Annotated in this window: 21 protein-coding genes and 2 pseudogenes; 9 read left to right on the top strand and 14 right to left on the bottom strand. The window is 55.0% G+C overall.

All coding sequences use genetic code 11. The features are described from left to right. The first annotated feature begins 84 nt into the window (after window positions 1-84). Entirely contained in the window at window positions 85-285 is a 201-nt protein-coding gene (locus HY788_11185) for a hypothetical protein (protein ID MBI4774725.1), read from the top strand. A 248-nt stretch (window positions 286-533) separates the two neighbouring features. On the opposite strand, the gene HY788_11190 is transcribed toward HY788_11185, so the two are convergent. Together HY788_11190 and HY788_11195 are read right to left on the bottom strand one after the other, a co-directional pair. Next, entirely contained in the window at window positions 534-1,559 is a 1,026-nt protein-coding gene (locus tag HY788_11190; protein MBI4774726.1) for a hypothetical protein, read from the bottom strand. A 262-nt stretch (window positions 1,560-1,821) separates the two neighbouring features. Continuing rightward, on the bottom strand, window positions 1,822-4,173 hold the full coding sequence (locus HY788_11195; GenBank protein MBI4774727.1) for an anion permease: 2,352 nt from the start codon (window positions 4,171-4,173) through the stop codon (window positions 1,822-1,824). Window positions 4,174-4,490: 317 nt separating this feature from the next. Here HY788_11195 and HY788_11200 point away from each other — a divergent pair, with 317 nt between their 5' ends. From HY788_11200 to HY788_11210, 3 genes are read left to right on the top strand one after another with little or no spacing between them, the layout of a single operon-like run. After that, window positions 4,491-5,234: an ABC transporter ATP-binding protein gene (locus HY788_11200; GenBank protein MBI4774728.1), complete on the top strand. Its 744-nt coding sequence runs from the start codon at window positions 4,491-4,493 to the stop codon at window positions 5,232-5,234. A gap of 6 nt (window positions 5,235-5,240) precedes the next feature. Then, window positions 5,241-7,604, top strand: coding sequence for an ABC transporter permease (locus HY788_11205; GenBank protein MBI4774729.1), 2,364 nt, complete (start codon window positions 5,241-5,243; stop codon window positions 7,602-7,604). Between the two features lie 23 nt (window positions 7,605-7,627). After that, complete coding sequence (locus HY788_11210; GenBank protein ID MBI4774730.1) at window positions 7,628-8,887, top strand: HlyD family efflux transporter periplasmic adaptor subunit; 1,260 nt, start codon at window positions 7,628-7,630, stop codon at window positions 8,885-8,887. Between the two features lie 521 nt (window positions 8,888-9,408). Here the strand turns inward: HY788_11210 and HY788_11215 are convergent. The 5 genes from HY788_11215 to HY788_11235 all read right to left on the bottom strand — a co-directional run bounded on the left by HY788_11215 (window position 9,409) and on the right by HY788_11235 (window position 13,868). Further along, complete coding sequence (locus tag HY788_11215; GenBank protein MBI4774731.1) at window positions 9,409-10,662, bottom strand: ATP-binding protein; 1,254 nt, start codon at window positions 10,660-10,662, stop codon at window positions 9,409-9,411. Window positions 10,663-10,872: 210 nt separating this feature from the next. Next, window positions 10,873-11,031 carry a hypothetical protein gene (locus tag HY788_11220; protein ID MBI4774732.1) on the bottom strand — a complete coding sequence of 53 codons (159 nt, stop codon included), beginning with the start codon at window positions 11,029-11,031 and terminating at the stop codon, window positions 10,873-10,875. Window positions 11,032-11,883: 852 nt separating this feature from the next. Further along, window positions 11,884-13,038 carry a hypothetical protein gene (locus tag HY788_11225; protein ID MBI4774733.1) on the bottom strand — a complete coding sequence of 385 codons (1,155 nt, stop codon included), beginning with the start codon at window positions 13,036-13,038 and terminating at the stop codon, window positions 11,884-11,886. A gap of 14 nt (window positions 13,039-13,052) precedes the next feature. Continuing rightward, the gene (locus HY788_11230) at window positions 13,053-13,397 is read right to left on the bottom strand and encodes a hypothetical protein (GenBank protein ID MBI4774734.1); all 345 of its coding nucleotides are present in this window, start codon (window positions 13,395-13,397) and stop codon (window positions 13,053-13,055) included. A gap of 309 nt (window positions 13,398-13,706) precedes the next feature. Then, window positions 13,707-13,868 (bottom strand): hypothetical protein, encoded by a 162-nt coding sequence (locus HY788_11235; GenBank protein ID MBI4774735.1) that lies wholly within the window; start codon window positions 13,866-13,868, stop codon window positions 13,707-13,709. Window positions 13,869-14,280: 412 nt separating this feature from the next. Here HY788_11235 and HY788_11240 point away from each other — a divergent pair, with 412 nt between their 5' ends. The 5 genes from HY788_11240 to HY788_11260 all read left to right on the top strand — a co-directional run bounded on the left by HY788_11240 (window position 14,281) and on the right by HY788_11260 (window position 17,386). Then, window positions 14,281-14,697: a YciI family protein gene (locus HY788_11240; protein ID MBI4774736.1), complete on the top strand. Its 417-nt coding sequence runs from the start codon at window positions 14,281-14,283 to the stop codon at window positions 14,695-14,697. Next, window positions 14,694-15,134: an SRPBCC domain-containing protein gene (locus HY788_11245; GenBank protein MBI4774737.1), complete on the top strand. Its 441-nt coding sequence runs from the start codon at window positions 14,694-14,696 to the stop codon at window positions 15,132-15,134. Before HY788_11240 ends, HY788_11245 begins: the two co-directional genes overlap by 4 nt. A gap of 4 nt (window positions 15,135-15,138) precedes the next feature. Further along, complete coding sequence (locus tag HY788_11250; protein ID MBI4774738.1) at window positions 15,139-15,969, top strand: hypothetical protein; 831 nt, start codon at window positions 15,139-15,141, stop codon at window positions 15,967-15,969. 264 nt (window positions 15,970-16,233) lie between these two features. Then, window positions 16,234-16,539, top strand: coding sequence for a hypothetical protein (locus HY788_11255; protein ID MBI4774739.1), 306 nt, complete (start codon window positions 16,234-16,236; stop codon window positions 16,537-16,539). A 178-nt stretch (window positions 16,540-16,717) separates the two neighbouring features. Continuing rightward, window positions 16,718-17,386 carry a dihydrofolate reductase family protein gene (locus tag HY788_11260; GenBank protein ID MBI4774740.1) on the top strand — a complete coding sequence of 223 codons (669 nt, stop codon included), beginning with the start codon at window positions 16,718-16,720 and terminating at the stop codon, window positions 17,384-17,386. A gap of 327 nt (window positions 17,387-17,713) precedes the next feature. Here HY788_11260 and HY788_11265 read toward each other — a convergent pair whose 3' ends face one another. The 7 genes and pseudogenes from HY788_11265 to HY788_11295 form a co-directional block, all read right to left on the bottom strand. Next, the gene (locus HY788_11265; protein ID MBI4774741.1) at window positions 17,714-17,917 is read right to left on the bottom strand and encodes a transcriptional regulator; all 204 of its coding nucleotides are present in this window, start codon (window positions 17,915-17,917) and stop codon (window positions 17,714-17,716) included. An 86-nt stretch (window positions 17,918-18,003) separates the two neighbouring features. Further along, window positions 18,004-19,461, bottom strand: coding sequence for an SEC-C domain-containing protein (locus HY788_11270; GenBank protein ID MBI4774742.1), 1,458 nt, complete (start codon window positions 19,459-19,461; stop codon window positions 18,004-18,006). Between the two features lie 515 nt (window positions 19,462-19,976). Then, a pseudogene (locus tag HY788_11275) lies at window positions 19,977-20,667 on the bottom strand (DUF3387 domain-containing protein). After that, a complete protein-coding gene (locus tag HY788_11280; protein ID MBI4774743.1) occupies window positions 20,664-21,041 on the bottom strand; it encodes a hypothetical protein in 378 nt (125 codons plus the stop codon). The pseudogene HY788_11275 and the gene HY788_11280 overlap by 4 nt, the downstream one beginning before the upstream one ends. A gap of 56 nt (window positions 21,042-21,097) precedes the next feature. After that, window positions 21,098-24,247, bottom strand: coding sequence for an N-6 DNA methylase (locus HY788_11285; protein ID MBI4774744.1), 3,150 nt, complete (start codon window positions 24,245-24,247; stop codon window positions 21,098-21,100). A gap of 691 nt (window positions 24,248-24,938) precedes the next feature. Continuing rightward, window positions 24,939-25,974 (bottom strand): annotated as a pseudogene (locus HY788_11290) (NAD-binding protein). A gap of 317 nt (window positions 25,975-26,291) precedes the next feature. Further along, window positions 26,292-26,915, bottom strand: coding sequence for a Tim44 domain-containing protein (locus tag HY788_11295; GenBank protein MBI4774745.1), 624 nt, complete (start codon window positions 26,913-26,915; stop codon window positions 26,292-26,294). Window positions 26,916-26,951 lie beyond the last annotated feature (36 nt).

Genomic DNA, 26,951 nt, shown 5'->3' on the forward strand with positions numbered 1-26,951 from the left:
GCCGATTGGATGCCCCTTGATGTGGCAAGGGATAAAAGCAAAATGGAACCCTTTTCATTTCAAAAGCTATAATGGGGTATAACAATGAAAACCTTGTTTATCATTTCCACCGATGATGGCGAAACGATCTTCAATGCGATGCGGCTTGCTAACGTGGCCGTGAAAAAGGGCGACGGGGTCAGCGTGTTCATGCTCGGAAAGGGTGTCCTTTTTGAACAGGCGGGAAACGAGCATTTTGATGTGATGGGGGAAATGAATAAGTTCGAGGGCGATTTTTATCTCTGAGGGGTCTGTATGAAATCCCACGGTCTGGTGGGATCAGGTGCGTGCCCGATTGGTTGGATGGATGATTTATACGAAGTTGCCATGGAAGCCGAAAAGTTTTTACGTTTTGAAGGAATTGGGCGTCGCTTTCGGACTGACCCGGTATGGAATGGCGGCTCAGACCCGGGCCGCCTCATTCAGTTGCGGCAGGCGTTATACCGACCGCTATTTTAAAGCTGCAATAACCCCCATGCACCGCATCGATCTCGCTATTGATATTTGGCCCTCAACACGTCCGCCATCCGGTTCACCGCAGCGAAAGCGCGTTCCACAGTACGTTCCCTGTCGGGGTTTACCAGGCAGCACGTGGCTGGGGAAAGCATGCAGCGGGCTATGAGTTGTTCCCGATCGATACCCTTGGACCAAAGGATTTTCCAAACGCTTTCGAGACGCCGGACCAGAGAGGGGATCTCCTCCCGGGCGAACGCCTCGAAACCAGTGGGCACGATACCCCAGACGATGACGCCGCCCCGGTCAAGAAATTTTCGAATGGCGATGGCGTAGGAGGCGAAAATCTCCGCGTTGGTAAACACGTCCAGGGAGAGCACGTCCAGGTCCATGCTCAGCAGGAAATCCCAATCCGGGTTGCCGCACAGGTGAATACCCCGGGGCCGGTCCACGTGGGCGAAGAATTGGTCCAGGTCGCCCTTGGCCTTCAAGTTGTCGTATCCGGACATGGCTGAAAACAGAAACTGCAATCCCGGTTCATCCACAAACATGAAGGCGTGGTCATTGCGCTGTTTAAGCCGCGCCAATTGAACGTTTAATCGTTTGGCCATGAAATCAAGCATAAACGGCCGTACGGTGTCATCGAAGAGAATGGGGCGTTCATCCTGGTCCAGGATGTTGAACCCGAAACTGATCGGTCCCTCCAGTTGCCCCCGAATGGCAGGCCTGTCCTTTAGGTCCATGGCCAGAAATCGGTGGTACACGGCCGAATAGGTTTCGCTGACGTCGAAATAGGTCGGATCGTCAAAGCGCAGCAGCGTGTCTTCCAACTCCTCCGCGAACTTATCCACGGAAAAACGCAGGGTCCGTTTGTCCATATCCAAGATGATGCCGGGGAAATGTTCGGCCGCTTGTACATACATATCCTCATGGTAACTGTAGTTGGGCAGTTGCGGCCAGAAAGGAACGTCCAACGACAGGGCCGCCTCGAGGGCGCGCGCTACGTCGGTGTGCGGCATCACGGCCATGGCGGTCGTCAAGAGGTTTCCGGGAATGTTGTGTGCCATAGCCACCCCTTTATCATTTGGGATTCTCGTAACGCGTTAAGGATTAACCCCACATTTTTTCATGCATCGGTGCGGAACCCGATCGGGCATATCGAAGTCAGGCAAGATTCAGCCTTTCTGCCGGCCTTGTGGTATCAACTAAATGATAAAGTTTGTGCGGGGATGCGTGTTTACGCCGCCGCAAATAAGAGGTCCCGACGTAACAATCTCGATGCCTCAAGAACCGGAGTCATGCCTGATTATTTGATTCTTCACTTTCCATCTATCCGTAGGGTGGCCACAGGACGGGCAGCAATCCCACCGACACGAGCAGAGAGATGATCGTAATGGGCACGCCCACTTTCACGTAGTCGATGAAGCGGTAGCCGCCGGGGCCCATGACGAGCAGATGGGCAGGGTGTGACAGTGGGCCGGCAAAGCTCGACGAGGCCGAGATTGCCACGGTCATCATCAGCAAGTGCGGCGACATCCCCAAGGCGCCGGCGGTGCTGAGCGCCACCGGAGCCATCAACACCACCAGGGCTGCCGTGGGGATGATTTGCGTGCCGAGCACGGTCACGACAAAGAGAGCGGCAACAACCCAGCGAGGGCCGAGATCACCGACTGCGGCGATCAGGGCGGCTGCCCCCATCTGCGCCGCCCCCGTGTGTTCGATGGCGGCTCCCAGCGGCAGCATACCGGCAATAAGGAACACGACCTTCCACTCAATGGCCCGATAGGCTTCCTCCATGCTCAAGCATCCGAGAAGCACCATCAGCGCCGCTCCGGTAAGGGCGGCAATGGCAATTGGAACAAGGCCGAGTATAGCGCTCAGAAGGACCGCCAGCATGATGACAACGGCGATACGGGCTTTCTCCAGGCGCGGCGCCCGCCCGGCGGCCTCGTCCAGCACGAGAAAGTCGGGATCGCGGGCCAAGGCCTCGATGTTGCGGCGCTGTCCATAAACCAGCAGGCCATCGCCGAACTGCAAAGGCGTGTCCTGAAGGCCGGTGCGATGGGGACGGCCCATGCGCCAGATGGCGAGGACGCTGATGCCGTAGCGCTCGCGGAAAAGCAACTCGGCAAGGGTTCGTCCCGCGAGAGTGGTCCGTGGTGAGAGCAGAACTTCCGTTACGCCGATTTGTTGTGACTCCAGTTCGGCAACCAGGCTGGAGGATTGTTCTGCGAACTCCAGATCTTGGAGACCTTCCATGACCTCGAGATCGGGGGGCGAACCCTGCAGCACGAGTAGATCGCCGGCCTGCACTTTTTCATTCGGCGAAGGCATGCACAGCAGTTCATCCCCGCGTACAAGACCTATCACGGTCAGGCCGAATGCGTTTCCCAAACGGCTTTCGACCAGATCATGCCCGACCAATACCGATCCCGGTGGAACGCGCACCGGCAGCAGCTCGATACCGTCACCGGCAAGCGCCTTCAGCTGATCCGCGGCCACGAAGCGCAGTTCTTTGACAAACCCCGTGCGCGACAACTCTTCCAATGCGGCCCGTTCCCCCTGCATCAGCAGACGCTCGCCGGCCACGATCCGATGCCGCCGCAGATCCTCGACTTTGCCTTCGATTGGACAGTGGAGCGCCATTACATGAACGCGATGCTTCCTCCGCAAGCCGCTCTCCGCCAGCGTGGATCCGAGCAGGGGCGAAGGTTCGGCGACGAGCCCCTCGGCCACCTCCAGACATTTGGGGAACAGGCTCGGGACAAGGTCGGAAGACTCGACCCGGAGGTGCTGGCTGGCATAATAGCGCTTCACGTGGTCGGGACTACCATGCGCGATGAGCGTGTCTCCTGACTTCAGGACGTCGTCCGGACCGGGAGCGAGTATCAGCACGCCCTTGCGCTGGAGCGCCAGCACGGTCAGATAAAGAGCCGAGCCCAGCCGGCTCTCGGCGAGTGTGCGGCCGTCGAGCGGCGACCCCGTTGGGATGCGGATGGTGAAGATGTGCGTGTCGAGCTGGTAGGAAGCGCCAAGCGCCAGACGGGCGCCGGCGTCCGGACTCGCGGACCGACTGGGGAGCAGGCGACGCCCGATGAGCACCATGAAGCCGATACCGGCCGCAACGATAGCCGCGGTGATCGGCGTGAAGTCAAAGAGGCTGAAGGGGCGCAGGCCTGCATTGCGGACTGCGTCGGTCACCAGGATGTTGGGAGGGGTGGAGATTCCGGTAAATGGACCGCCAAGGAGGGCGCCCAGCGCCAACGGCATGAGGAGCCGGGAGGGTGAGCGCCCGCTGCGCCGGGCCAGCTCCAACGTTGATGGCAGTAGAATGGCGGCGACCGTCACGGTGTTGATCAGCGCCGACAGCAGACTGGCGGTAACCATCAAGGCAACCATGAGCATGGCTTCGCTGCCTTTTGTGAAGCGCTGTAACGGTTGTCCGAGCAGATGGGCGATACCGGTGCGCGTCAGCCCCGCGGACAGGATGAACAAGGCCCACACCGTGACCACTGCGGGACTGCTGAAGCCGGCCAACGCCTCTTGAGCACTGACCAAACCCGTCAATGCAAGGGCCGACAGCACCAACAATCCCACCACATCCACACGCAGCCGGCCGTCGATAAACAGAACCAGTGCCGCGGCCACAATCGTGAGCAGTAAAATGACCTCAAACGTCAAGATGGTCTCCTCCAAAGTGTATCAGAATAGAGACGGCGGGTTCTCGATGAGTATCGATATCTTCGTCACCCGGCTGGGAGCATAATACAATCGTGATCAAAATTTAATACATATCTTGATAAGCAGTAACGAAACCCGGATCAAGACTTGCCATTGGAATTTTCTTGTTTTTGAACCCTCGGAATGAGCCCGGAATTCCCAGGGCGCAAATGACTGTTGACCGAATACGCATAAGGGATCATTATTGCCGCATGTCGACCACCTCATCCGAAGCACGTCACTGAAAGACTTGGATTCAATAGACATGGAAAATGAGCATGCCCGAAGCCGCGTCATCGTCTGAGGCAACCGACGGAATACCCCTTTTCCACGCCGGTCGCCTGGAAAAGGTGTACCGCACCGGTGGTGACGTCGAGGTGCGTGCGCTGAACGGCGTTGATCTGGACCTATATGAAGGAGAACTCGTCGTCCTGCTTGGGCCGTCCGGCAGCGGAAAATCGACACTGCTCAACATTTTGGGCGGACTCGATGTGCCGACGGACGGAACTCTCTCCTATCGCGGCAGGGATATCACCGGGGCTGACGAGAAGGAACTGACGCGGTTTCGGCGCGATACCGTCGGTTTCATCTTCCAATTCTACAATCTCATCCCCAGCCTCACGGCTCGCGAAAACGTGGCGCTTATCACCGACATCGCCAGGAATCCCATGTCGCCGGAAGAGGCCTTGGACCTGATGGACCTGGGCGACCGAATGGACCATTTCCCATCGCAGCTCTCCGGTGGCGAGCAGCAGCGGGTCGCCATCGCCCGCGCCATAGCGAAGCGCCCCGAGGTCCTTCTGTGCGATGAGCCGACCGGCGCGCTGGACGTGAAAACGGGCATCACCGTACTCGGGGCCATCGAACGGGTGAACCGCGAACTCGGAACCCTTGCCGTGGTCATTACGCACAATGCCGTCATCGCCGAGATGGCGGACCGGGTGATTCACCTTTCCAGCGGCCGGATCACTCAGATCCACCGGAACCTCGAACGTCGCCCGGTGCGCACTCTCGAATGGTAGGCCGTCATGCGCCCGCTCGATCGAAAACTCTTCCGCGACCTCGGCAAAATGAAAGGCCAGATGATTGCCGTCGGATTGGTCATGGTATGCGGGCTTGCCGTGATGATCATGGCGCGCAGCCTGATTCTCTCCCTCGAATCCACGTGCGACGTCTATTACATCGACTACCGGTTTGCCGACGTCTTTTGCGACCTGAAGCGGGCGCCGAATTCCCTGCACACCCGACTCGCGGAGATTTCAGGGGTCGCGGCCGTCGATACGCGAGTCAACGGCGCGCTTGTGCTCGACCTGCCCGGCATGCGGGAACCGGCCGATGGCATAATTGTTTCGCTGCCGGATGACCGTCCTCAGCAATTGAACTTGCTTCACCTGCGCACGGGGCGCCTACCCGAGATCGGCAGCCGCGACGAGGTCGTGGTAAGCGAAGCCTTCGCTGACGCCCACGGGTTTAAGCCGGGCGACACCATCGACGCGACCATCTATGGCAGCCGCGAACGGGTGCGCATCGTCGGCGTCGCCCTGTCACCGGAGTTTGTGTTCGAGTCGCGCGCCGGCGAAGCGTTACCCGATCACCGCCGCTTCGGCGTCTTCTGGATGAACGAACGGGAACTCGCCGACGCGTTCGATCTGGATGGCGCCTTTAACAATGTAGTTGTTGACCTGGCGCCGGGCACCGATACCCGGGCCGTGTTGGCGGAACTCGATCGCCTGCTCGAACCTTACGGCGGGCGCGTGGCCTACGATCGAACGGACCACGCTTCGGCCCGGCTGGTGGATGACGAGATCAAGGGACTTCGTGTGAGCGCCCTTGCATTCCCGGCGATTTTTCTGAGTATCGCCGCGTTCATGACGAGCGCCGCTCTCACGCGACTTATTCGCACCCAGCGCGAGCAGATCGCTCAGCTAAAAGCTTTCGGCTATTCTTCAGGCGAGGTCGGGCTGCATTACCTGAAATTCGTTCTGGTGGTTGTCGCGGCCGCGACCTCGGTTGGGGGAATTCTCGGATTCTTGCTGGGCGGCCAAGTGGTTGAACTCTATCACGAGTTTTACCGTTTCCCCTCACTCGTCTTTCGGCCCGACTGGCCGGCCATCTTCGTTGCGCTCGCGGCGGCGGCGGCCGCCTCCTTCCTGGGCGTTTTCGGCGCTGTCCGGCAGGCCATGAAGCTCCCGCCGGCCGAGGGGATGCGTCCGGAGCCGCCGGCGCAGTTCAAGCCCGCGGTGCTCGAACGTCTCGGACTCCAGAAGCTGGTATCTCCCGCCTTTCGCATGGCGCTCCGTAATATCGAGCGCAAGCCGTGGCAAGCATTTTTCACTACGGTTGGCCTGGCGTTTGCAACCGCAATTCCCATCGTCCCGGGTTCTTTCCGCGACGGCATTGCCTACGTGATGGATTTCCAATGGCGCTTGGCCCAACGGCAGGATGTCACTGTCGGCCTGATCGAGCCGGGCTCGGCGAGCGCTTTCAGCGCCATGCAACATCTCCCCGGAGTGTTTAGCGCCGAACCATTTCGAGCCGTAGCGGCGAGGCTTCGGCATGGCCATCGTGAGCATCGCGTCGCCGTCACCGGTCTCCCCCGTGAGGTTCGGCTGAACCGCCTGCTGGATCAACGGGGTGTGCCGGCCGCTTTACCTCTCACGGGCCTCCTGCTTTCCGAAGAGCTGGCGAAGGTACTCGACGCGACCCCGGGTGACAGTCTTCGCATCGAGGTGCAGGAAGGTCGGCGGCCCGTGATCGAGGCGCCCCTGACCGGCACGATCACCGATTTCTCCGGGGTCGGCGCCTACATGGAGATCAACGCCCTGCGCCGCCTGATGCGCGAAGGCGGCACGATCAACGGGGCGCATTTGTCGGTCGATCGGGCCCGTTGGGACGACTTTCTCGCCGAGGTGAAAAGGTCATCCCGAATCGGGGCGCTCACGATCACCGAAGCCTTGCGCGCCGGCTTCGATGAGACGCTGGCCGAGATGATGGGTACGATTCAGGCAATCTACTTCAGTTTTGCTGTCATCGTGGCGTTCGGCGTAGTTTACAACGGCGCGCGCATCGCGCTCTCGGAACGCAGCCGCGATCTCGCCACATTGCGCGTTGTCGGTTTCACGAACCGCGAGGTCGCCGCTGTGTTGATCGGCGAGCTTGTCCTGCTTACCATCATCGCGATCCCATTCGGGCTCCTGTTGGGCGCCCGGTTGGCGAAATGGATCCTGGAAGTCTCCGGCACGGAAACGATACGATTCCCGTTGATTCTGACTTCACGGACGTACGCCACTTCCGTGTTGATCGTTCTGCTTTCCTCGGGATTATCTTTCGCCGTCGTCAGCCGGCGCATACGCAAACTTGACCTACTTGGAGTCCTTAAGGCCAGGGAATGATGAACTCAGACAGGCAAGCATCCATGAACAGTCGTGAATCCAAGCCGCGTCGGGCCAACCGTGGTCTTTGGCGAAGATTCCTTTTATACGTGTTCCTCGCCTTGTTCCTTTCCGCTGTCGTCGCGGGGTTATGGCCCAAGCCGATCCAAGTGGAGACCGCCTCGGTCACGCGGGGACCACTCACGGTCAGCGTCCTCGAAGAAGGCAAAACGCGCATCCGCCATCGCTATGTAATCTCGCCGCCCGTCGGCGGATATCTCCACCGTGTGGAGCTTCGCGCCGGCGCTCCGATCCGGGCCGGCCAGACGGTTCTGGCGACCATTCAGGCTGAAGCTTCCGGGTTTCTGGATCCGCGAACGCGCGCCGAGGCGGAGGCGCGCGTGCAATCCACAGAGGCGACCGGAATGCAACGCCGGTCCGAAGTAGGACGCGCCAAGGCCGCGCTCGAGCTCTCAAAGAAAGACTTTGCACGCCTCGATGCACTATTTCACCAAGGCGCCATCGCCCGGCAGGAATGGGACGCCGCCGACAACAAGGTTGCAATCCTCACGCGTGACCTCAACTCCGCCGAGTTTGCCCTGCGCGCGGCCGAGTTCGAAGTCGTGCAAGCGCGCGCCAGGCTCCAACAGGCCACATCCTCCGAAGCGGACGGATCCGGCTCGATCCGTATCATTGCCCCGATCGATGGGTACGTCCTCAACGTTTACGAAGAGAATGCCCGTGTCATCGCGGCTGGCGCGCCCATCATGGAGATCGGCGATCCGCGGGACCTCGAAACGGAAATCGAGTTGCTCTCCAGTGACGCCGTGGCGGTCGAGCCGGGCGCGGAGGTATCGATCGAGCAATGGGGCGACGAAACGCCTTTGCGCGGACGGGTGAGTCTTGTGGAACGGGGCGGCTTTACGAAAGTATCGGCGCTCGGCGTCGAGGAACAGCGCGTCAAGGTGCGAGTCGATATTCTGGATTCTCCGCCGCCCGGCCGCGAACTCGGCGACCGTTTTCGCGTCGAGGGGCGCATCGTCATCTGGCGCGGCGACGATGTTCTGCAGGTTCCGACCGGAGCGCTTTTTCGGCGCGGCAACGACTGGATGACCTTTGTCGTGGAGGATAACAGAGCTCGTCTGCGAAAAGTTGGAATCGACCGCAACAATGGTATCGCGGCCGAGGTGCTTTCCGGACTGTCGCAAGGGGAAGCGGTGATCGTTTATCCGCCCGACAAATTGACCGACGGCGATTCGGTCGCCGCCCGTTCCGAAGGCTCGATCCAGCTCACGGCAGAGTAATGAAGCCCAAGACGGACTGCGATCTTCTCTTGGGTATAGTCGTGCTGCCAACGGGCTTTGGCGCGGGATCCTCAAGAAACCGGGGGGCGAGGAGGCTTATCAGAATTCAATACCGTCCTCTTAGGTTGAACCGGCTCCCCGTGTGCAACCCTCTTCATAACCGTTCTCGTTCTCCGGCTATTAACAGAAAACCTTCAATATCAATGTGTTATCAAAGATCAGGCTGCTCCCGACGAGGCGGAAGCGGCATTGATTCACATTTCAGGTTTGCTTGGTTCCGGCTCCCCATGTCATAGCGTATGTCACAGCTTATCACAGCTCGATATGGCAGTTCGCCAATCATCTAATTCCGGGAGTTGATCAGATTGACGATCAGTTTAACCATGGTTTCCTTATCCGCGGGATTGCTTTCCGCGATCATCAGCGTGATGTCTACTAGGGCGTTATTGCCGGCCGGAAACCGGTCGACAAGCCCTCACAGGCTGTGAACAAGCACACATTGCGACCGATATCCGCCACAATCATTTCATTTCCCAAAGTGCGCGGATCGGAATCGCATACAGGTTCTCGCCGAATCCGGCAATATTTCCCCCATCATACATCACAACGCCGGCGGCAAATCGCTCTCCAGTCGTTTCCCGTAGCTTTTTCAACCCCCGAAAATCTTTTTCCATCACCGTAGCGGCGGCTTTTACCTCGACGCCTGTTATTTTTCCAGCTTGCTCCAGCACCATATCCACCTCTACCCCATCCTTGTCCCGAAAATGATGGAATTGAACCGGTGTTTCGTTCCAGCTTGCTTGTCGCCTTAGCTCCTGAAAGACAAACGTCTCCAGCAACCGGCCCAGCATACTACGGTCTTTGAGAAGCGCTGAGGCGTCAACACCGAGCAGGGCCGCGGCAAGACCGGTATCGCCCATATGCAATTTGGGCGTCTTGATAAGGCGGCTCAGTCGGTTGCTGTGCCACGGAGGCAAATGTTCCAACAGGAAGATCCTTTCAAGCAGCACCACATAGTCACGAATGGTCGGGCGACTCAACTGAAAGGCCGACGCCATTTCGGCCACATTGACCAATCGTGCGGTTTGCCCGGCAGCAAGCTGAAGGAGTCGTGGTATTGCTCCCAAAGAGCTGATGCGTGTCAGATCACGGACATCGCGCTGCACCAGCGTTTCGATATAGTCACGGTACCATGCCGCGCGTCGTTTCGGCGTGGAGCGCGAAAGTGCGGTCGGATAGCCGCCTGCGCAAATCCGCTCTGCCAACTCTGGCCCAAGGCGCTCTAAACGGCGGCTCCTGAACTTTGCGGCAAACAGCTCGTCAATAAAACGGGAAGCTTTCCCCCCAAGCTCATCCTGTGACAGCGGGTGCAGCCGTTGGATCTCCATGCGTCCCGCCAGTGAATCCGCCAATTTGGGAACCAGCAACACATTGGATGAACCGGTCAGGATATGGCGCCCCGACCGGCGGTCTCGGTCAACAGCCGATTTCAAAGCGAGAAACAGGGTCGGGACACGCTGGACCTCATCCAGGACGGTTCTTTCCGGCAGGGAAGCCACAAACCCCACCGGATCGGCCTGGGCCGCAGCCAGTTGAACATCGTCATCAAAGGTAATGTATTCGTACCCCGCAGCATCGCCGACCATACGGGCCAAGGTGGTTTTGCCGCACTGGCGCGGCCCATGGACCAACACCACCGGGGTGTCCTGCAGCGCCTCTTCCAGGCGGCTGCGTGCAAATCGGGGGTATAGGATCCGCTCAGCCGTTGCATCCATTCGAAAGCCAGGCCATCGGCCAATTGAAAGGTTTGGTATCGGCCCAATGAAAGGTTGCATACCGGCTAGATGAGAGGATGTCAACCTATATGTGGCTTTTTTTCATGGACGGGAGCTTGAAGTGGGATCCGGGCGGTCCTGCGGCACGGGGGCAATCGCCGGCGCAGGATAGGTCCTGGAGTCGAGGCTCCGAATGGCGGTAAGATCGAGTCATTCCGATCCCAGTGTCTTCTTGGCCAGAGTCATCTTGTGTCGGAGCCATGCGTAGTATTCCGGGTCCGGACGGCGGTAGCAGACGCCCTCGATGTTCACGTCACGCGCAAGTAACGAGGCTTGTCGTTTCCCAGGAGTCCAGGTTCGTGGCCGCATTGAAGGCTGTGACTTCGGAATCGACGATCTCTGACGGATCTTTGCGCTCTTGTACTCCCGTTGTCTCCGGCCTGGAGACAACGACCGCCGGGTTGCTAGTATCGGCCGGGACCGATCCTCCGGCGGGTTGTTGCATCATGAGATTGAGAAGGCTCACGTTCCCTGCTCCAATCGGGTGGTTTCCGGTTCATGGGATACCTACCGGAGCGGGGCTCGTACCGCCGGGATGCGAAGGTGCGAAGGTCGATGAATGCGATTCGAACTTTCGCGCTATCGGTACAACAACTTGTTGGGCTCCTTACGTCGTAATCACTTTGTCAATCGCCGCATCGAATGGTTGTAAGGGAACCTTCGCACAGGGGAGCAGCATCAGGGGAAAGGGTCAGACGAGGAAGATGATGTCGTAGGTGGCGGTGCGCCGGACGGAATGCTCCGACCGGTTGACGGCGATTTACCGAACGCCGTCACTTTCTTGGGGGTCATACCCATCGACTCGGCCACACGGAAAATCACCCGGTTGAAATCATACCCGCGGGCTTTCAACTCGTAGTCTTTCCCGGCACAAAATCGATTTGTAGCGATGCTGAAAAAGTGGTCCATGCCTCCGATATTTCCTGTTGAACCACCCCGCATATCCGGTGAGAAGTCGGCTCATGGACACTGGAACCGCCCCCGTTCTCAATAAGAAATGGACCTGCTTTTCTAGAATCGCGCCGGCGAAACAATCGGTTTTCGTTTCGGGGACCAATTCCGAGAGCCGGTTCATGAAATTCAACCGATCATAATCGGACCGGAATATCTTCCGTCTTTCGATGCCCCTGACGATCACACAAATACGGATTCATCGCTGTATCATTTGTCATTCCAAATACCGGCCTTCACCAGGCGTTGAATCAGCGCCTTGCGGCGTAGATGATCCGCCATGAATCTCTCCAATTCCTCTTGGAAGCGCTTTCCGCTCGCGTGAAGGGAATAGGCTTGGGAAAGATCGACGAGGGCGCGGCAGGCCTCGTCATAAGCCAAACCCGATCCCCGTTGTACGGTCGTCCGAACCGATTTCCATGCTTCGGAATAATCTTTGGATAGGCTTTTGAGATACGCCTCGCGTTCCTTTCGGCGCTTGGCCTCCCGCTGCATCTCTTCTCGCCTTTGCTTTTCCAGCCGGATCTTTTCAGCCTTCTCGGCATTCTCACGCAGTTCTCCCACAGTGTGTCGGGGCGCTTCGATTCCGCCCCCCCTCAAACCCCGCCGCCATGCCGCGAATCGGTTCTTGAGGGTCCGTTCGGCCAGCGAGCCTTTGCCCTCCAGAAGCTGTTTGAGGATGGCCGTCACCTCGTCCCCGGGCAGGCCGCCGAACCATGCATCCATTTCCTTTTGGGATACCCCGTCGGCTTGCGGATCCGGACTGCCCATGCCGGCGCCTGCCAGCAGGTCTTCGTCCACTTCCAAAAACCCCACAAGGGCCTTTTGAGCCGAAGTCAGGCTCCCCAGCCCGTTCACGGAGATCGGCTCCATTTCATCGTCGTCCACCATTTCCATGGTCACTGCCGCCAACCAACCGATATAGAGACTGCGAAGATCCCCCCGCAGCAACTCTTCCCGTATCGGGGCCAGGCGCGCCATCCAGCCCCGGCCGTCTTCCATGCCAAACCGGTCGTAGTCTTGGGAATCATCGAGACGCCAGGTGATGATCCAATGATTCTTTGTCTCTTTGAAATTCACTACGAAACTTTCCGCCATGGCCCCGACCGTCTCGTTGGACAACGCCTCGATGGGCAGTCGCGCCATGAAAATGGCAGTCATCCAGTTGGCGACATAGACATGGGCATCAAAGAACCGTTCCATCAAGTGAATCGGATTCGCCTTCAAATCACCCCAATGGTACTCATTGGTGAAGCTTACGGGCGTAATGTGGGCCCTGGAGGAAATCCCGCGCAGGGCGGCCATCTCGACCTCTGTCAGCGGCTGGTCGATGGCTAGAAATTCGTAATATTGGTATTCGCTCATGGAAGCTTGCCCCTTTATGATCTTGTCGCTCGAAACCCGGAATCGTCTCCCAGGTGGAGGAAGATCCGACCGCGCAGTTCTTCATCTTCAATCACGGCCCATCCCCTTCCATTTACGGGGTCCAGTTCGTCTTGTCCCTCCCAGGAAAATTCGATCCGTGCCTTTCCGCCCACGTTTTCCAGCCGGCAGTCCATTTCCCCCCGTACCAACCCAAACTGAAAACTTCCCCTGCCGTCCTTGTTGAAACTGAAATACCCTGGAACCTCCATGTTCACGTATTCCCGGTCCCATGCCTCCATCTCAAGAATGGACCATTTTCCTACAAACGGTTTGATTTTTGTCTGCACCAAGTGCTCCATGCGCCGGATTATATATGGAGTGCGATTTTGATCGGGCATTCCGGCTGAATCAGCGAGCAGTTCCACCCAATTATCAACGTACTAATTCCGTTCATTTATTCCAGAGCCTTACCATGAAAAGCTCTCCGGCTGCGATCAAATCGGGGAAATATGGGGACATCCATAGGAAATATGGGGACGTCCATGCTTTTATACCTTATTCTCCAATCAAATTAAATCGATATTCTTTTTCGATTTGTTCACCCCGTTTCGATAAGCGACTTGCCGCCGGTTGAGTGATCTTGAGCCTCCCGGCAATCTCGGTGGAGGTCATCCATGCTTTCGATACGCCCAATAGCATAAGAGCGCCCGAGCTTTGACGGTTTGCGGCGACTTACTGAATGCCGTCACTTCCTTGGGAGTCATACCCATCGATTCGGCCACACGGGTAATCACCCGGTTGAAATCATAATGGATTTCAAAACGCCCCACCCGCCGACGCTTCCTAACAAACCGCCTATGGTCAATTCCGGCTTCCGCCCTTGCGCCAAACCTTCTTCAACGAACCAATAGATGATGAAGCAGAGAAACGCACAAAATCACCACCGTCCCCCCTTTTGCCACGTCCCCCCTTTTGCCATGACTTCTATTGGATGACAAGAACCGTAATCATATACGCTCCTTGTAGGTCAGCGGTCATTTTCTGTCAATTACGCATTCCGGCCGGATACAGCCTTTTCCCCGAAAATCGGTGATTCACCTTATATAATTCGTGTGAGGGCGGGAGTATATTGAAATGACATGTCCTCCTGGAAATATTTCCACCGAAAGATCGGATTTTGGTCTCTGACACCATTCAGAAAGTAACAAATCGGGATTCGCAGAAGATCAAAGGGAGGGAGCCATGAAATACGTATGCCTTGGCTACATCGAAGAGAAAAAATGGGAAACCATGTCCGCGAGCGGGCGAAACGATTTCATCGATACGTGTTTTGCCTACGACGACGTGCTTCGCAAGGAAGGCCGCTTCATCGGCGGCGAAGCGCTGCAAAGCTCCCGGAACGCCGTCACGCTGCAATGGAAGAACGGCAAGGTGTCGATTACCGAGGGTCCTTATGCCGAGACCAAAGAACAGCTTGGCGGAATTCTGATTCTCGAAGCCAGGGACCTTAACCACGCCATCCAGCTCATGTCAAAGCATCCGGGGGTAAAGGCGGGTCCCTTCGAGATCCGTCCCGCTGAAGATTTGACCGGAATGATCCTCGATAGTGAGCGGCGGCGTTCGGAAAGAGGGAATGAGCCGGAAAGGAGCGGAACATGAACAGGTTGCATTTTTCAATCATCATCCATTCACGGAAGGAGAAGGTCTGGAAAGCGATGCTGGACCCGGAGACCTTTACGCTCTGGACCGAAGCGTTCGCCAAGGGCTCCTATTTCGAGGGCTCCTGGAACAAAGGCGAAAAAATCAGGTTTCTGACACCCGAAGGCGAGGGCATGTCTTCCATTATCGCTGAGAATAAACCGTTTGAATTCATCTCGATCAAGCATCTGGGTATCATCAAGGACGGCGTTGAGGATACGCAAACTCCGGAAAGCAAGGCCTGGGCGCCCGCCTTTGAAAATTACACCTTCGAAGAGCGCGATGGCGCAACCGAATTGAAAGTCGATGTGGATGCTGCCCCGGAGTTTGAAGAATACATGAATAGAGCCTGGCCGAAGGCGCTCGCCAGGCTGAAAGAAATCTGCGAAGGGAGATGAAGCGATGAAAATAGGAAAAACACTGTCAATAAAAGCGACCATTCTGATGATTGCGCTGGCGGCAATGGCATTCGGCACTGCCGCAAGCCCGGAAAACAAACCGGCTCGTATGGGGGTGAATAAAATCGAACCGTTGCCCCGGGACCTGGAAATTCAGCTGGCGCTGAGCGCCCTTCCGCCGCACCTTAGGGAAAACGCCACCGTATATGTTTTCGATCCCGAGAAGGGCTTTGAAATGGCCCGCAAAGGCTCCAACGGATTCCACGCCTTTGTTGCTCGAACCGGCGATGATGCGTTCAGGGGGTCCTGGCCTTTAGCGGAATACAGAGACGATATTCTCTACCCGGTTTCCTTTGATGCGGCAGGCGCCAAGGAACAGATGCGGGTCTTCTTCGACGCGGCGGAAATGCAGGCCAAAGGGACCCCTCCCGACGAACTAAAGAAAATCATAAAGGACCGCTACAAAAAAAAATATTATAAGGCGCCGGAACGAGCAGGCGTTTCATACATGGTGTCTCCAATACTGAGGACGTACGTAAACCCGGAAGAAAGCGACAAAGTCGCCACCTCCAACAATCCACACGTCATGTACTACGCCCCCAATGTGTCCAACGAAGACATAGGCGGGAAACCTCCCAGTATAAGTTTCGCTGGTTATGGCATGGATGTTGAAGGCTTCTATCCTTTTGTCATAATGCCCGGTCCTCATGGATACATGATCCACCTTCTCGACCTGAAGGAAAGATCGGCCATTAATAAAGAATACGAAGACATGCTCGAACGACTCTGCAAAATCAGGGAAGAGTGGTGTTTGCCAAGAGAGAAAGAACAATAGATCTGTATCTGGCAGTTAAACAAAGCTCGGCCTAAAGAGTAAGAAACATACCATGTTGCTGTTGGTCTACGACAGCATTAGCATCGTTTGCATAAATATGAGATTCGAGTGTGTTATTGCGTAATGGCATTGTCTTGGTGTTCATTTCTTAGAGATCCACATCAAAATGTGATTAACGCCATCTGGCTGTAATTAATTGATATTTTAATGTAACATATTAATTTCATGGTTTTTTTATGCCATAAGTAGCTTCAGGAGGATCGAATGATAATACATCGGAGGGAAATCGGTTACAGCGAGAATTATTCAGAATTTTTCGAGGCGCTTCTCAAAGCCAAGGCACACGTGGAAAAGAAATATCCCGAAGTTTCAGTGGAGCTCATGTACAATTTGGCAGGAGAGAGAGGTCGGGCGACAATTCAGACACGTTATGCTTCGCTGGCCGACTACGAACGAATCGATGCTGAAGCAGACAAAGACGAGGAGTATTTGAAGCTACTGGAGCCTGTCATGGGTGCTACAGGGGGCACGATCGTAGATCAGTTCTATCGCGTAATTGAAACCCCATAGCCAAAGTAGGAGTTGGCGCACAAAAATTCTGGATACTGCTGTTAGCCGCGGAAATGAAAGTTTTGTGAGTCGGCACAGAGGGGGCGGGCGCAGAAGCCGGCTCTAGTGACCGAAACGCTCCTCAAAATGAGGAAATTCGACATTGCACCCCATCAGCGGGCTTGCGAGGGAGGATAATATGCGAAAACTGGTCGTTCTGTCGTTCATAACCCTTGATGGCGTGATGCAGGCTCCAGGCGGGCCGGAGGAAGATCCAACCGGCGGATTCAGGCACGGTGGGTGGGTCTTTCCCTACTTTGATGACTTCCTCGGCAAAGTGATGGACGGGCAAATGGGTCATCCTTTTGATTTATTGCTGGGCAGAAGGACATATGAGATATTTGCAGCGCACTGGCCGTATGTGAAAACCGATGAAGATCCCATTGCGGCCGGGATTAACAACGCGAAAAAATATGTAGCGTCAAAGACGCTGAAGAAGCTTGACTGGAGCAATTCCGAGCTCATCAAGGGGGATATCCCTAAGGAAGTTAAGAAACTGAAGGAGCAGGACGGGCCCGAAATGCAGGTTCATGGCAGCGGCAATTTCATTCAAACGCTTTTGAAGCACGATCTGGTTGACGAGCTCTGGCTGAAAATATTCCCCATCACACTCGGCAGGGGCAAGCGTCTGTTTGCCGAAGGCACAATTCCGGTTGGTTTCGAGCTACTTGAGAGCAAGAATTCAACCACCGGGGTCATTGTTGCCTCTTATAGGCGCGCGGGAGAAGTCAAGACGGGATCGTTCGCCCTCGATGTCCCCAGTGAGGCCGAACTTGCACGCCGCAAGCGGCTGATGGAGGAGGGTTGATCGGAAACGAACTCAAAGGCCCTGTTGTAGCTCAGCAGTTCCCGTGCATCATCGGGATCGGCCTCGGGGGCTGGCTTGCCTTCCAGGAGTTGCTCCGCTTGGTCCAAGGTTAGGCGCGTTCCCTCGATGTGCATAGTGTGATGGGCTTCAAGGATCTGCGCTCGACGTCCCATCTCCCTCACCCAGGCGTCGGACAAAGTCGCCGCCTCCAGAAATCCCCGTGCCCGCTCGATGCGGGTGAGTCCGGAGGCGATCCGGTTGGTGATTTTGAATTTTGGAGTTAGGACCATTTTTCATTCCGGTTGCTGATCGGAGGTGTTTGAAATTTCAGAAGTTGACCTTGCGGCGAACCTGTCGCTCCCCTTCATCTTGAACCACCGAGGATTCCCCGGTAGTTCCCTTCCGGGGCAAGTCGCCTTCTTTGTAGATGTTGCGGATGTGCAAGCCGATAATGTCCGTGTCCTTTTCAAACAGCCCGGTCATCTGGCGTTGGTTGAGCCAATAGGTCTGTCTCTTCAGGCGGGGATCCAACGCCCATTCGCCGTCCAGCGATGGATACGGGACGAAATCGCCTCTCCTTTGGACTCGGTTGTATTGGTTTTGTCTTTATCGATCCCTTACCGCCGGTTCAAACCGAGAAATTCTCTTACCCATTGCGCGCCTTTGCGGTTGGCTTCCCTTGTCAAGGGGTCGAGCCCCAGCCCCCTCTCGGCGTCCTGCAGGAGCGCTTCAACGGCTTCACGCCCGTCAGCGGTTTTTACGGCATCTCTTGGAGATTCCCCGCCCAGGGCCGGAATGCTTTGATCCACCCAGCTCTCCCAGTGTCGGCTGATGATTTCCGCCAGCTGCTCCTGAACTTCAGGGTGCTGCATAAGTTCTTCATGTTCCTTTGATTTCTTCTTTGCGGCAGTTCCGGATGCGCTTCTACGCATCATCGAATCCGGATCCTGAATCTCATCAAGCTTAAATCGGGTGCCGTCACCCAGTCTGACATCGATCTCACGGCGTAATGTCTCCGCCCGCTCCGCTGAGTTGACTTCCGCGCTCAATCGACGGCCATCGATTACAATGCGGCCCAATACCGTATTGGACATTCCGGGGCTTGCCTTGTGACCATGACGGTCCCATGGAATTTCAACCCGAATAATCCGGCCGGTGTTATCTCGTTTTGCATCAGCCCGTAGTTCGTCGAGCTCCATGGTAACGCACAGACCACCGAGCTTCTCAAAAGCCTCGTCGGCCGAGGACACTTCATAAATCAGCCGGTGAAATTCCATCGGATGTCCGTCGGTATTGCAGAATTGCGGCATGGAATTCAAAGCATGGTCGATGTCAAAATACAGGTCCCGGATTTCTGCGTCCCATTCATGCAAGGTGTCGTCCGTCACAGCGGATCGACCATGACGCAGTTGTTTTCTCAATTGAATGATATCCGGTTTGTGGCTCGGAGGAATAACAACCGGACCAAGCCCGATGATCATTCCCACGCCGTCTACCGACACCGCACGACCAAAACCTAGATCGCCCGGTTGTACGTATTCTGATCCAGTGCGTTCCTGGACCTCGAGACGGGAGCCTTTTAAAACGTCCTGCAGCTCCATGCCCTTTCCTTTGTCAACCTTGAGCACTTGCCAGAAACTGTATGGTTTTCGGTTGACGCTTTCGATCAGACACCTCTCCAGCGGATCGAGTTTGCTGCCTCGCGCTTCGGCATACAGTTCGGCCACGGTTCGGCCCTCCGGCCCCGAAAGCTCCACTTCGGTTTCAGTGGAATCGTACTCCCGGTTGAACAAAAACCAGGGCCAGAACAGGGGTTCGACTCGCTCGAACATGTCCTCGCCGATTTCGTCTTCCGGACCGGGCCACAGCAAAAACTCGTCCATCGCCTCGGCAACGGCTTCCTCTCCAAAGGTCCGGGTGGCGTGGGCAAGCAAACTGTCCGTGAGGCGATCATATGCCTCTGACAATCGCCGATAGTACAATGCTTGAGAAGGTCCGGCTTCTTTACCCAAACAACATTTTTTGTATTTTTTCCCGCTACCGCAGGGGCAGGGTGCGTTGCGTGCGATTACCATGATTTTGCTGTCCGACCCCCGTGAGGTGTTGTTTCAACAGACATCCGTCAAATACGGATTCATCGCTGTATCGTTTGTCATTGCAAATACCGGCCTTCACCAGGCGTTGAATCAGCGCCTTGCGGCGTAGGTTTTGCCGCACTGGCGCGGCCCATGGACCGACACCACCGGGGTGTCCTGCAGCGCCTCTTCCAGGCGGCTGCGTGCAAATCGCGGGTATAGGATCTGCTCAGCCATTGCATCCATTCGAAAGCCGGGCCTTCGACCAATTGAAAGGTTGCGTACCGGCCAAATGAGAGGATGTCAACCTATATGCGGCTCTTTTTCATGGACTGCTGCAAAAAAAGCAACAACTCAATTGCGCTCCAATTTACCTAATTGGGCATTATTTTATCGTTGCCCAATCCGCAACCCATTTCATTTGATATTACCCGATTGCCACTTGGGGGTCTTTTGCCATCGGGCGTTTAGGCCTCCTCCAAGGCATTCAATCCGATCTTTCGCCCGCTGGGTCATCATGCTTTTTCCGTCCAGTCCTTACAAAGGACTTCCGCCTGTTCCAAGACGAGCTCCGTAGCGCGAGCCTGCTTATCCGGAGGGTAGCCGTATTTTCGGAGAATGCGCTTGATGATCACCCGCATCTGGGCACGGACATTTTCGCGGACCGTCCAGTCAATGGTGATACTGCTGCGAACGGCCCGCACCAGTTCTTGGGCGATGGTGCGCAGTGTTTCATCCCCCAGCACGGACACGGCGCTATCGTTGACTTCCAGTGCGTCATAGAACGCCACCTCGTCGTCCGTCAGCCCCAGTTCCTCGCCCTCGTTGACTGGCCTCCCGCAAGTCCTTGATGATGAACTCCCGAAGCGTCTTCGTGGCCCAGATACGAAACTTGGTGGCCTGATAGCCGTTGACCCGGTAACCGACGGCGATGATGGCGTCGAGACTATAGAATTCGATGTCCCGGAGGACCTCCCGCCCGCCTTCCGATCGAACTATTTCCATTTTGGAAATGGTTGCCTCCCGACTCAACTCTCCGGAATCGAAAATGTTCTTGAGATGCTTGTTTACCGCAGGCACCTTCACTCCGAACAGCTCCGCCAGGGCCTTTTGCGTCAGCCAGACCATCTCGTCCTTCAAAAAAACTTCCACCTTCACCGCACCGTCCGGGGCGGTATAGAGCAGGAATTGCTGGTTTTCGCTCATAAACACCTCGCAGCTATCCGCTCGGCGTCCGGCAGACGCAACCCACCGGAGAGAAGTTTCGGAAGCAGGGCGTCACGGAGGGCGGAAAGGGTGCGGGAGTGCAACATCGACGCTTTGATCCGGTCGAATATCGGCCAGACGATATTGCCGAAATTCAAATAATGGGGCGAGTCGATATTTGACGCCGGTAATTTTGCATCAGGTGGTTGCAAAATTGATTCCGGATCAGGATACGCACAGGCAAGTGCAATCATGAGGCCGATATTCCGTTCGGAAAAACCTTTCAGCTCCGGCAGTTCGTTCTTCAATTCTCGCGACAGCCGGGGGGTGACGCCCGCGCCCCAGCCTGCGCTTTTCTGGCGCTCTTCAATCATGCGTCCGATGTCCCAGTAAAGGCACACAGTTGAAAGTCGTCAGGTCGAACGGGACCTTATAGTGTTTTTTCTATATTACGGAATACATCATCAATAGATCTTTGAATCTTTATGGTCTTTTCTATGGCTGTCACGATTTTGCAGTACTGCTTAACATCGTTCAGCGACAGGACTCTGTCTTTTCTGTCTTTCAGCCATTTGCTGCAGACCTGATAGCCCCCGATATGATATTCCCAGAGTTTTTCCGGAACATTTTCGAAGTATTGGCTTTTGTTAATGTAAACGCGATTATCTTTTTCATCATAGTGGAGTTTGTCCACTCGATCATCTCCGGAGCCTTGAAATTTGGCAATGGGGGAATCGAGATCTGGAGACTTCATTAAATGGAGGTCGGCAAGATGCCCGCCGTATTCCGCCATCTCGCCAAACAATTCATAATCTTTGGTAAAAGGGATTCGAGGGAAATCCATCTTGAGAAATTCGACGTATTTTTCCCGGTAGGTTTCCGCATATAATATGGCATAGATGTAGTAAAAAATCATCTCGGGAGTAGGAGCATCAGGATAGTTTTTTGACAATTTTTCAAAGATTCCGATGTCGATATTGGGTTGCTTGTCTTTGGCTCGATCTTGGGCACTGAAAAGATTGTGATTTTCCGTGTCGGGGAAGCAATATAAAGGAAACAGATAGTCTATTGTCTTCAGGGACACCACCACATGGTCAATTATAACATTTGTGCATAAAACGTGAGTCCATGGAAGTTGCGTTTCTACTCTTTTAGGCAGGATTAGCCCAATATTATCTTCAATCATATGCCTCATTATTTCTCTGCGAGGCATGCAGTGAAACCCCTTTGTTTTTCCTGTGTAATAAGTATAACGGATGTCGAATGGGCGATACAACATCGCAACAATTTTGTCTCTCTTCGGGACTCCTTCCAACAGGTCCTTTTGCGCTAGATCGACTTTCCAATCTCTGACATCTTTGCCCAATTGGTAGGCCACTCTCGCCAGCTCGACATCCATCTTAGAAAAGTTGAGGACCGTTATCCAAACATCATTTGGTTCATACTTTATCGTTAGCTTATCTCTGGCAGTAACAATTCCCACGCTATTCATTGGAAAAATATCCGTCACCTTCGGCCACTGTTCATATTGTCTGTAAAGCTTCTCATCCCTTGGTATGAACAGATAGGACTCCGATTTCGGAGAAATTTCATTCCATTCCGTGTTTTCAAGATCATGGGATTCAAGCCAACCATACTTTTGTCCTCGTAAACCCCAGAGATCGGAATGATAGATTTTGCGTGCTCTGTCTTTATTCCCGGTCTTGATGAACAGAGCGATGGCCACGCCCTGTCTAATATCAAAGACATTCTCGTCTTTGGAGCCGTCCGGGCAGGTTTCTTTTTTCAATGAATTACCATGAAGGTCAAGGACGTACAGTTCATCGAAACTGCTCATCAGGGACCGGCGCATGCCTCGAAAGGTGGGATTGTCAAGATAGCTGTGGTTGGTAACAAAACCCAGAACCCCAATGCCTGCCTGGTCGATCTTCCACTGGGAAAACCGGATGAATTTCACGTAATCATCCTGCAGCCATTTGGGATTTCTTTCTCCCAACGGTTTGCCGTCCACCTGATAGTATCCGCCATCCCTGATGCCGTTTTCATGTGCGTAGCCCTTTTTCAGTAGATCATCGATCCACTTTCCCTGGTTGGCCGAATGCCCTGAATAGGGCGGATTCCCCATAATGGCCAGGATCGGTTGCTCTTTCTTGATCCTTCCGGCCGCATGGGATTCTTGGGAAAGCGAGGCCATGCCGGGAAAACTTGTCTGTTCAAGCTCTTCCATTTCGAGGGTGTTGGTCAGGTATAGCTTGAAGCGGTCATCGTCGTGGAGTCGGTATCCCAGTTCCTCTAGTAGGAAGGCCATCTTCAGGTGTCCCACCGCGTATGGGGCCATCATGAGCTCAAATGCGTAATAGTTTTTCAGGATGTGCTCCTTGATGAAGCCTTCTTTGTGGCCCTCGCCATACTTCCGGACAAACTCGTTCATGGCCAGTTTGGCGGTCTCGGCCAAAAATGTCAGGGTGCCGGAGGCCGGATCCAAAACCGTCACTGACTCGCTTGCCATGCCGTCTGATTTGTTAAACCGGTCCTTCAGGATATGGTGCAAAGACCGCACAATGTATGTTACGACCGCCTCCGGGGTGTAATAGACGCCCCGTCTTTCCCTTGTTTTGGGATCATATTCCGACAGAAAGGTTTCGTAGAAGTGAATGATGGGGTCCTTGCCTTTGCCTTCGTGGAAATATTGCTGCAGGAGCTTGTTTACATCCGCCACGGACAAAACCTCGGCAATGTCGTCTATGATCCATTCCATTTGGGGCGGCGGGTCTTCAAAAGAGATAAACCGGAAGACATCCCTGAGTATGCCTATGGTTGGAGGAATGTGAGCGTAGGCGAGCTTGCGGTTAAAGCCCCCCTCTGCCCGCATGCGGGCCGCGAATAGGCCATAAGTAATGGTTTGAGAGTACAGATCTGCGAAATCTTCTCTATCCAGCCCTCGGATAAGGTATTTTTGAAATGCTTCGAAAAAGCCATGTATGAAATTGCGCTGCGATTTCCCGTTGTATAATTCTTTACCGATGACTTCGTCGCGTAAGAAGCTGGTGCGCTTTGCCAGTTCAACGGCCAGAGCTTTGGCGGTATACGCCTTGGGAAGGGAAAAAGAAAAGAAGATCTCCAGAAGTTTTTGGAATTCGCATTCATTTTCAAGCGACGGCATAGTTTTAAGGGTGTGGGCTATAAACGACCTGGCAATAAATGTCTTAAGAATCCGTTCACCGTTACGGTACAGCCGGAATTCAAAAAAGTTGGTCAGGATCAAATTGGGGAATGTGTGTCGATATCTCTTCAATTGCTCGGAATCTTCTATAGAATCCAAGTGATCAACCGTTGGAGCCTTGGCTTCTATGTAGCCGACGATGTGTTGTTTTCCGTCCCATACCCGAAAATCAGGGTTGCCACCCTCAGTGCTCTTTGGCATCGTGGTGATATGGAATTTGGATCTTTCTCTTGAAGGTGCCATCTCTCTGAGCAAAACCGAGAGCGTCTCGTAATAGCTTTCCTCTCGGGCGTCACCCCTTTTCCCGGTGTTAAATATGTCGTGTAAATACCTTCTTAACACTGAAGTGTCTCCCATTTCTCTACAGAATAGAAGGTTTGGGCGTCAAGCGGACTCCAAGTTGTAGAGAGGTAGATTTCGGGCGCAGGTCGGATTTCGCTTTATCATCAGCCACAGAAAATCTCCGCGAGATCCGGCATTCCTGCCTCTCGCATCTTCTCAAAGAAAGCATGTGTAACTGCGCCCGGGCCGGCTTAGACGGCTTGGCTCGGTCATTCTCCCTGCGGTCGACCGCGGCATGGCTCACACCCAATACCCAGACCGGATCCTCCCGGCTGATGGAAAGCGGCCGTCGGACCTCTTTGATCAATGGCGGGTAATCCGGATAGGCGGATTTCATCGGACCTCCCTGGAGATGGGTTGCCGGCGGCAATAACAAGCACGATTACGGTTGTTATATCACCCGTGAAATCTACCGCAACAGTTTTGTTAGATGGTCCCGGTGCTCTGGCTGTGCACCCCATAGGTAAAGAGGGGGGTCGGTTTCGTGGTGATATCTCACTGACAAGCATCCGTCACGAATCCCGCCTGTCAGGAACTTCCGATGTTTTTTCTGTCCGCTCTTTGGGTCCTTTTCTAAGCGGACAAACATCAAGTCCGTGGGAAGGAAAACGAGTTTCTTCATTGGGGCGTCCTGCGTGCCGGAATAGCTGATTCCCAAAGGCATTGTGGAGAAAGGAGCTTTCCTCCCGATCCCGGCAAGCGGTTTTCAATCCTTATTACGATGGGAAGATGACGCCATAATAAGAAAAGCCTCCCTGTCGCTGTCGCTTCCAATGATGGCAACCAGGTCCTCAGGCATCAACACAAAGTCGGCATCCGGATTGGCGCTTAACTGTCCTTTCCGTACAACACCGACGACGGATGCACCCGTTTTCTTGCGTATTTCGCTTTCACCGATCAATCGATGGGCCATTGAGCTATCCGGAGCAAAACGGACCCATTGTAAATCGAACTGTTGCTCCGCGCCACGGAGTTGAGACAGCACTCGATAATCGTCGCTCTGGTTGAATAAACCGGCATAGAGTTCCTGTCGAATGGTATCGGTGTGACGTTGAACTTCCGTCGGCGGCAGCCCGAGACGGAGCAGGGACTGGCGCGTCATTTCAAGGCTCGCCTCGAACTCTGGAAGAACAACTTCACAAACCCCCAGGTCTTTCAATACCTCGAAATAATCGGGACCGGATGTCCGCGCTATTATTTCGAGCCGCCCGTTTAAGCGTTTCGATTCAACAATGGTCGACCTGGCCGCCACAAGGTCGGGTGTGGTCAAAATCAGAAGGTTCGCATTCTTGATTCCCGCCGCTTCAAGAACGATTTGTTGGCCGGCATCGCCGTAGACAACGGCCATACCGGCTTCCTTGGCTTTTTCAAACCGCCGATGATCCGGTTCGATGATTACAAACGGCTTATTCAGACGCTTCAAAACCTGCGCTATCTGAAAACCCACGTCCAATCGTTGCGATCATTTGAATCGGCGTTCCTATCAAAGCTATCAGTCGAACCGGCTTGAGATCCTTGAGGGAGAATTCGAGCCCGAGCGCAAACAGCAACAGCGCAATGCCGATTTCAGCGAGAAGCTCGATTTCATGAATATTCGAGACAGTCAGGCCCCCTGTGTGTGGCCCCAGGATAATTCCGGCCGCGATATAACCGAGGATAATCGGTTGCCCCAGTCGATGCAGGATTAGCCCACAAAAAAAAGCAACAACAACAAGAAGGATGATGTCGGTCGCAATACCCATTTGAATTCCATTCGCCGTTCAAAAACGGATGTCAGGTTCTGCTTTTGGAGTTTTCCTTTTGTCTTGAGCACTTCCGCTCACCGTACAGAGTAATGAAGCCCGAGATGGGCTGCGAGTCTTGTTGGGAATAGCCGCGCTGCAGATGGGCTCCGGCGATGACTTGGCTTCGTACGGACCAGCCCGCTGATAGGGAATCAGGTTTCTCCTTCAGGGGCCGTCGAGGAACCCGTGTCGGAAAATGTCGAGTCCGGATGAAGCCCCTTTGATGCCTTCCGCGAGAATCGACTTGACTCGGAACCTTGAGCGAAACGCAGCGCTTATTGCTCCACCTGCTGGATACCCTCCAATATCCAGAAGGATTTGGGGTCAAACCGGTCTCGGCTGAAATGCCAAAGTTCACGGACCTGTTTGGATAGCCTTTCTTCATTTTCGCGCAACGTCACATCGTAAAGCACCGAAACCAGGACTTGGTCGCCGATGTCACGCACCTCAAGAATGCGTGGGTTGATCAGCAGCAACTCGGTCTTGCCGGTCTCGGGATCAGCCTGGGCCTGCTGTTGAATCTCGGTGAAGACTTCAGCCGAAGTAAACGAGCGGATGTCTTCGAGGTCGCGCTTGTCCCACGCGTTTTGCAGTCGGACGTAAATGGCGTTGGCCCCTTTGAGAAAGTCATCCGCGTCAAATCCGGACGGCAGGACCGGCTGCCGCACGGCGGCCGCGGTCGCTTCTTCCAATGGTGTGTAGCTCGCACTGCCCCATTCTTGGGCAGACTTGCGTTCAAAGGACATGGCGTCGCCCGTGGATGCCGATGCCGCAGCCAGGCGCCGGGTGCGCAAAAAGCGAAAAACCAGAAGAAGAGCTCCCCCCACCAAGAGAAGGTCCAACAATCCTGGTCCGGCGAATCCACCTCCGAACAGCAAGGAGCCGATCAGGCCTCCCATGAGCATACCTCCCAACATTCCGCCCCAGCGGCTTGA

The sequence above is a fragment of the Deltaproteobacteria bacterium genome, from assembly GCA_016208165.1.
Lineage (GTDB): Bacteria > Desulfobacterota > Desulfarculia > JACQYL01 > JACQYL01 > JACQYL01.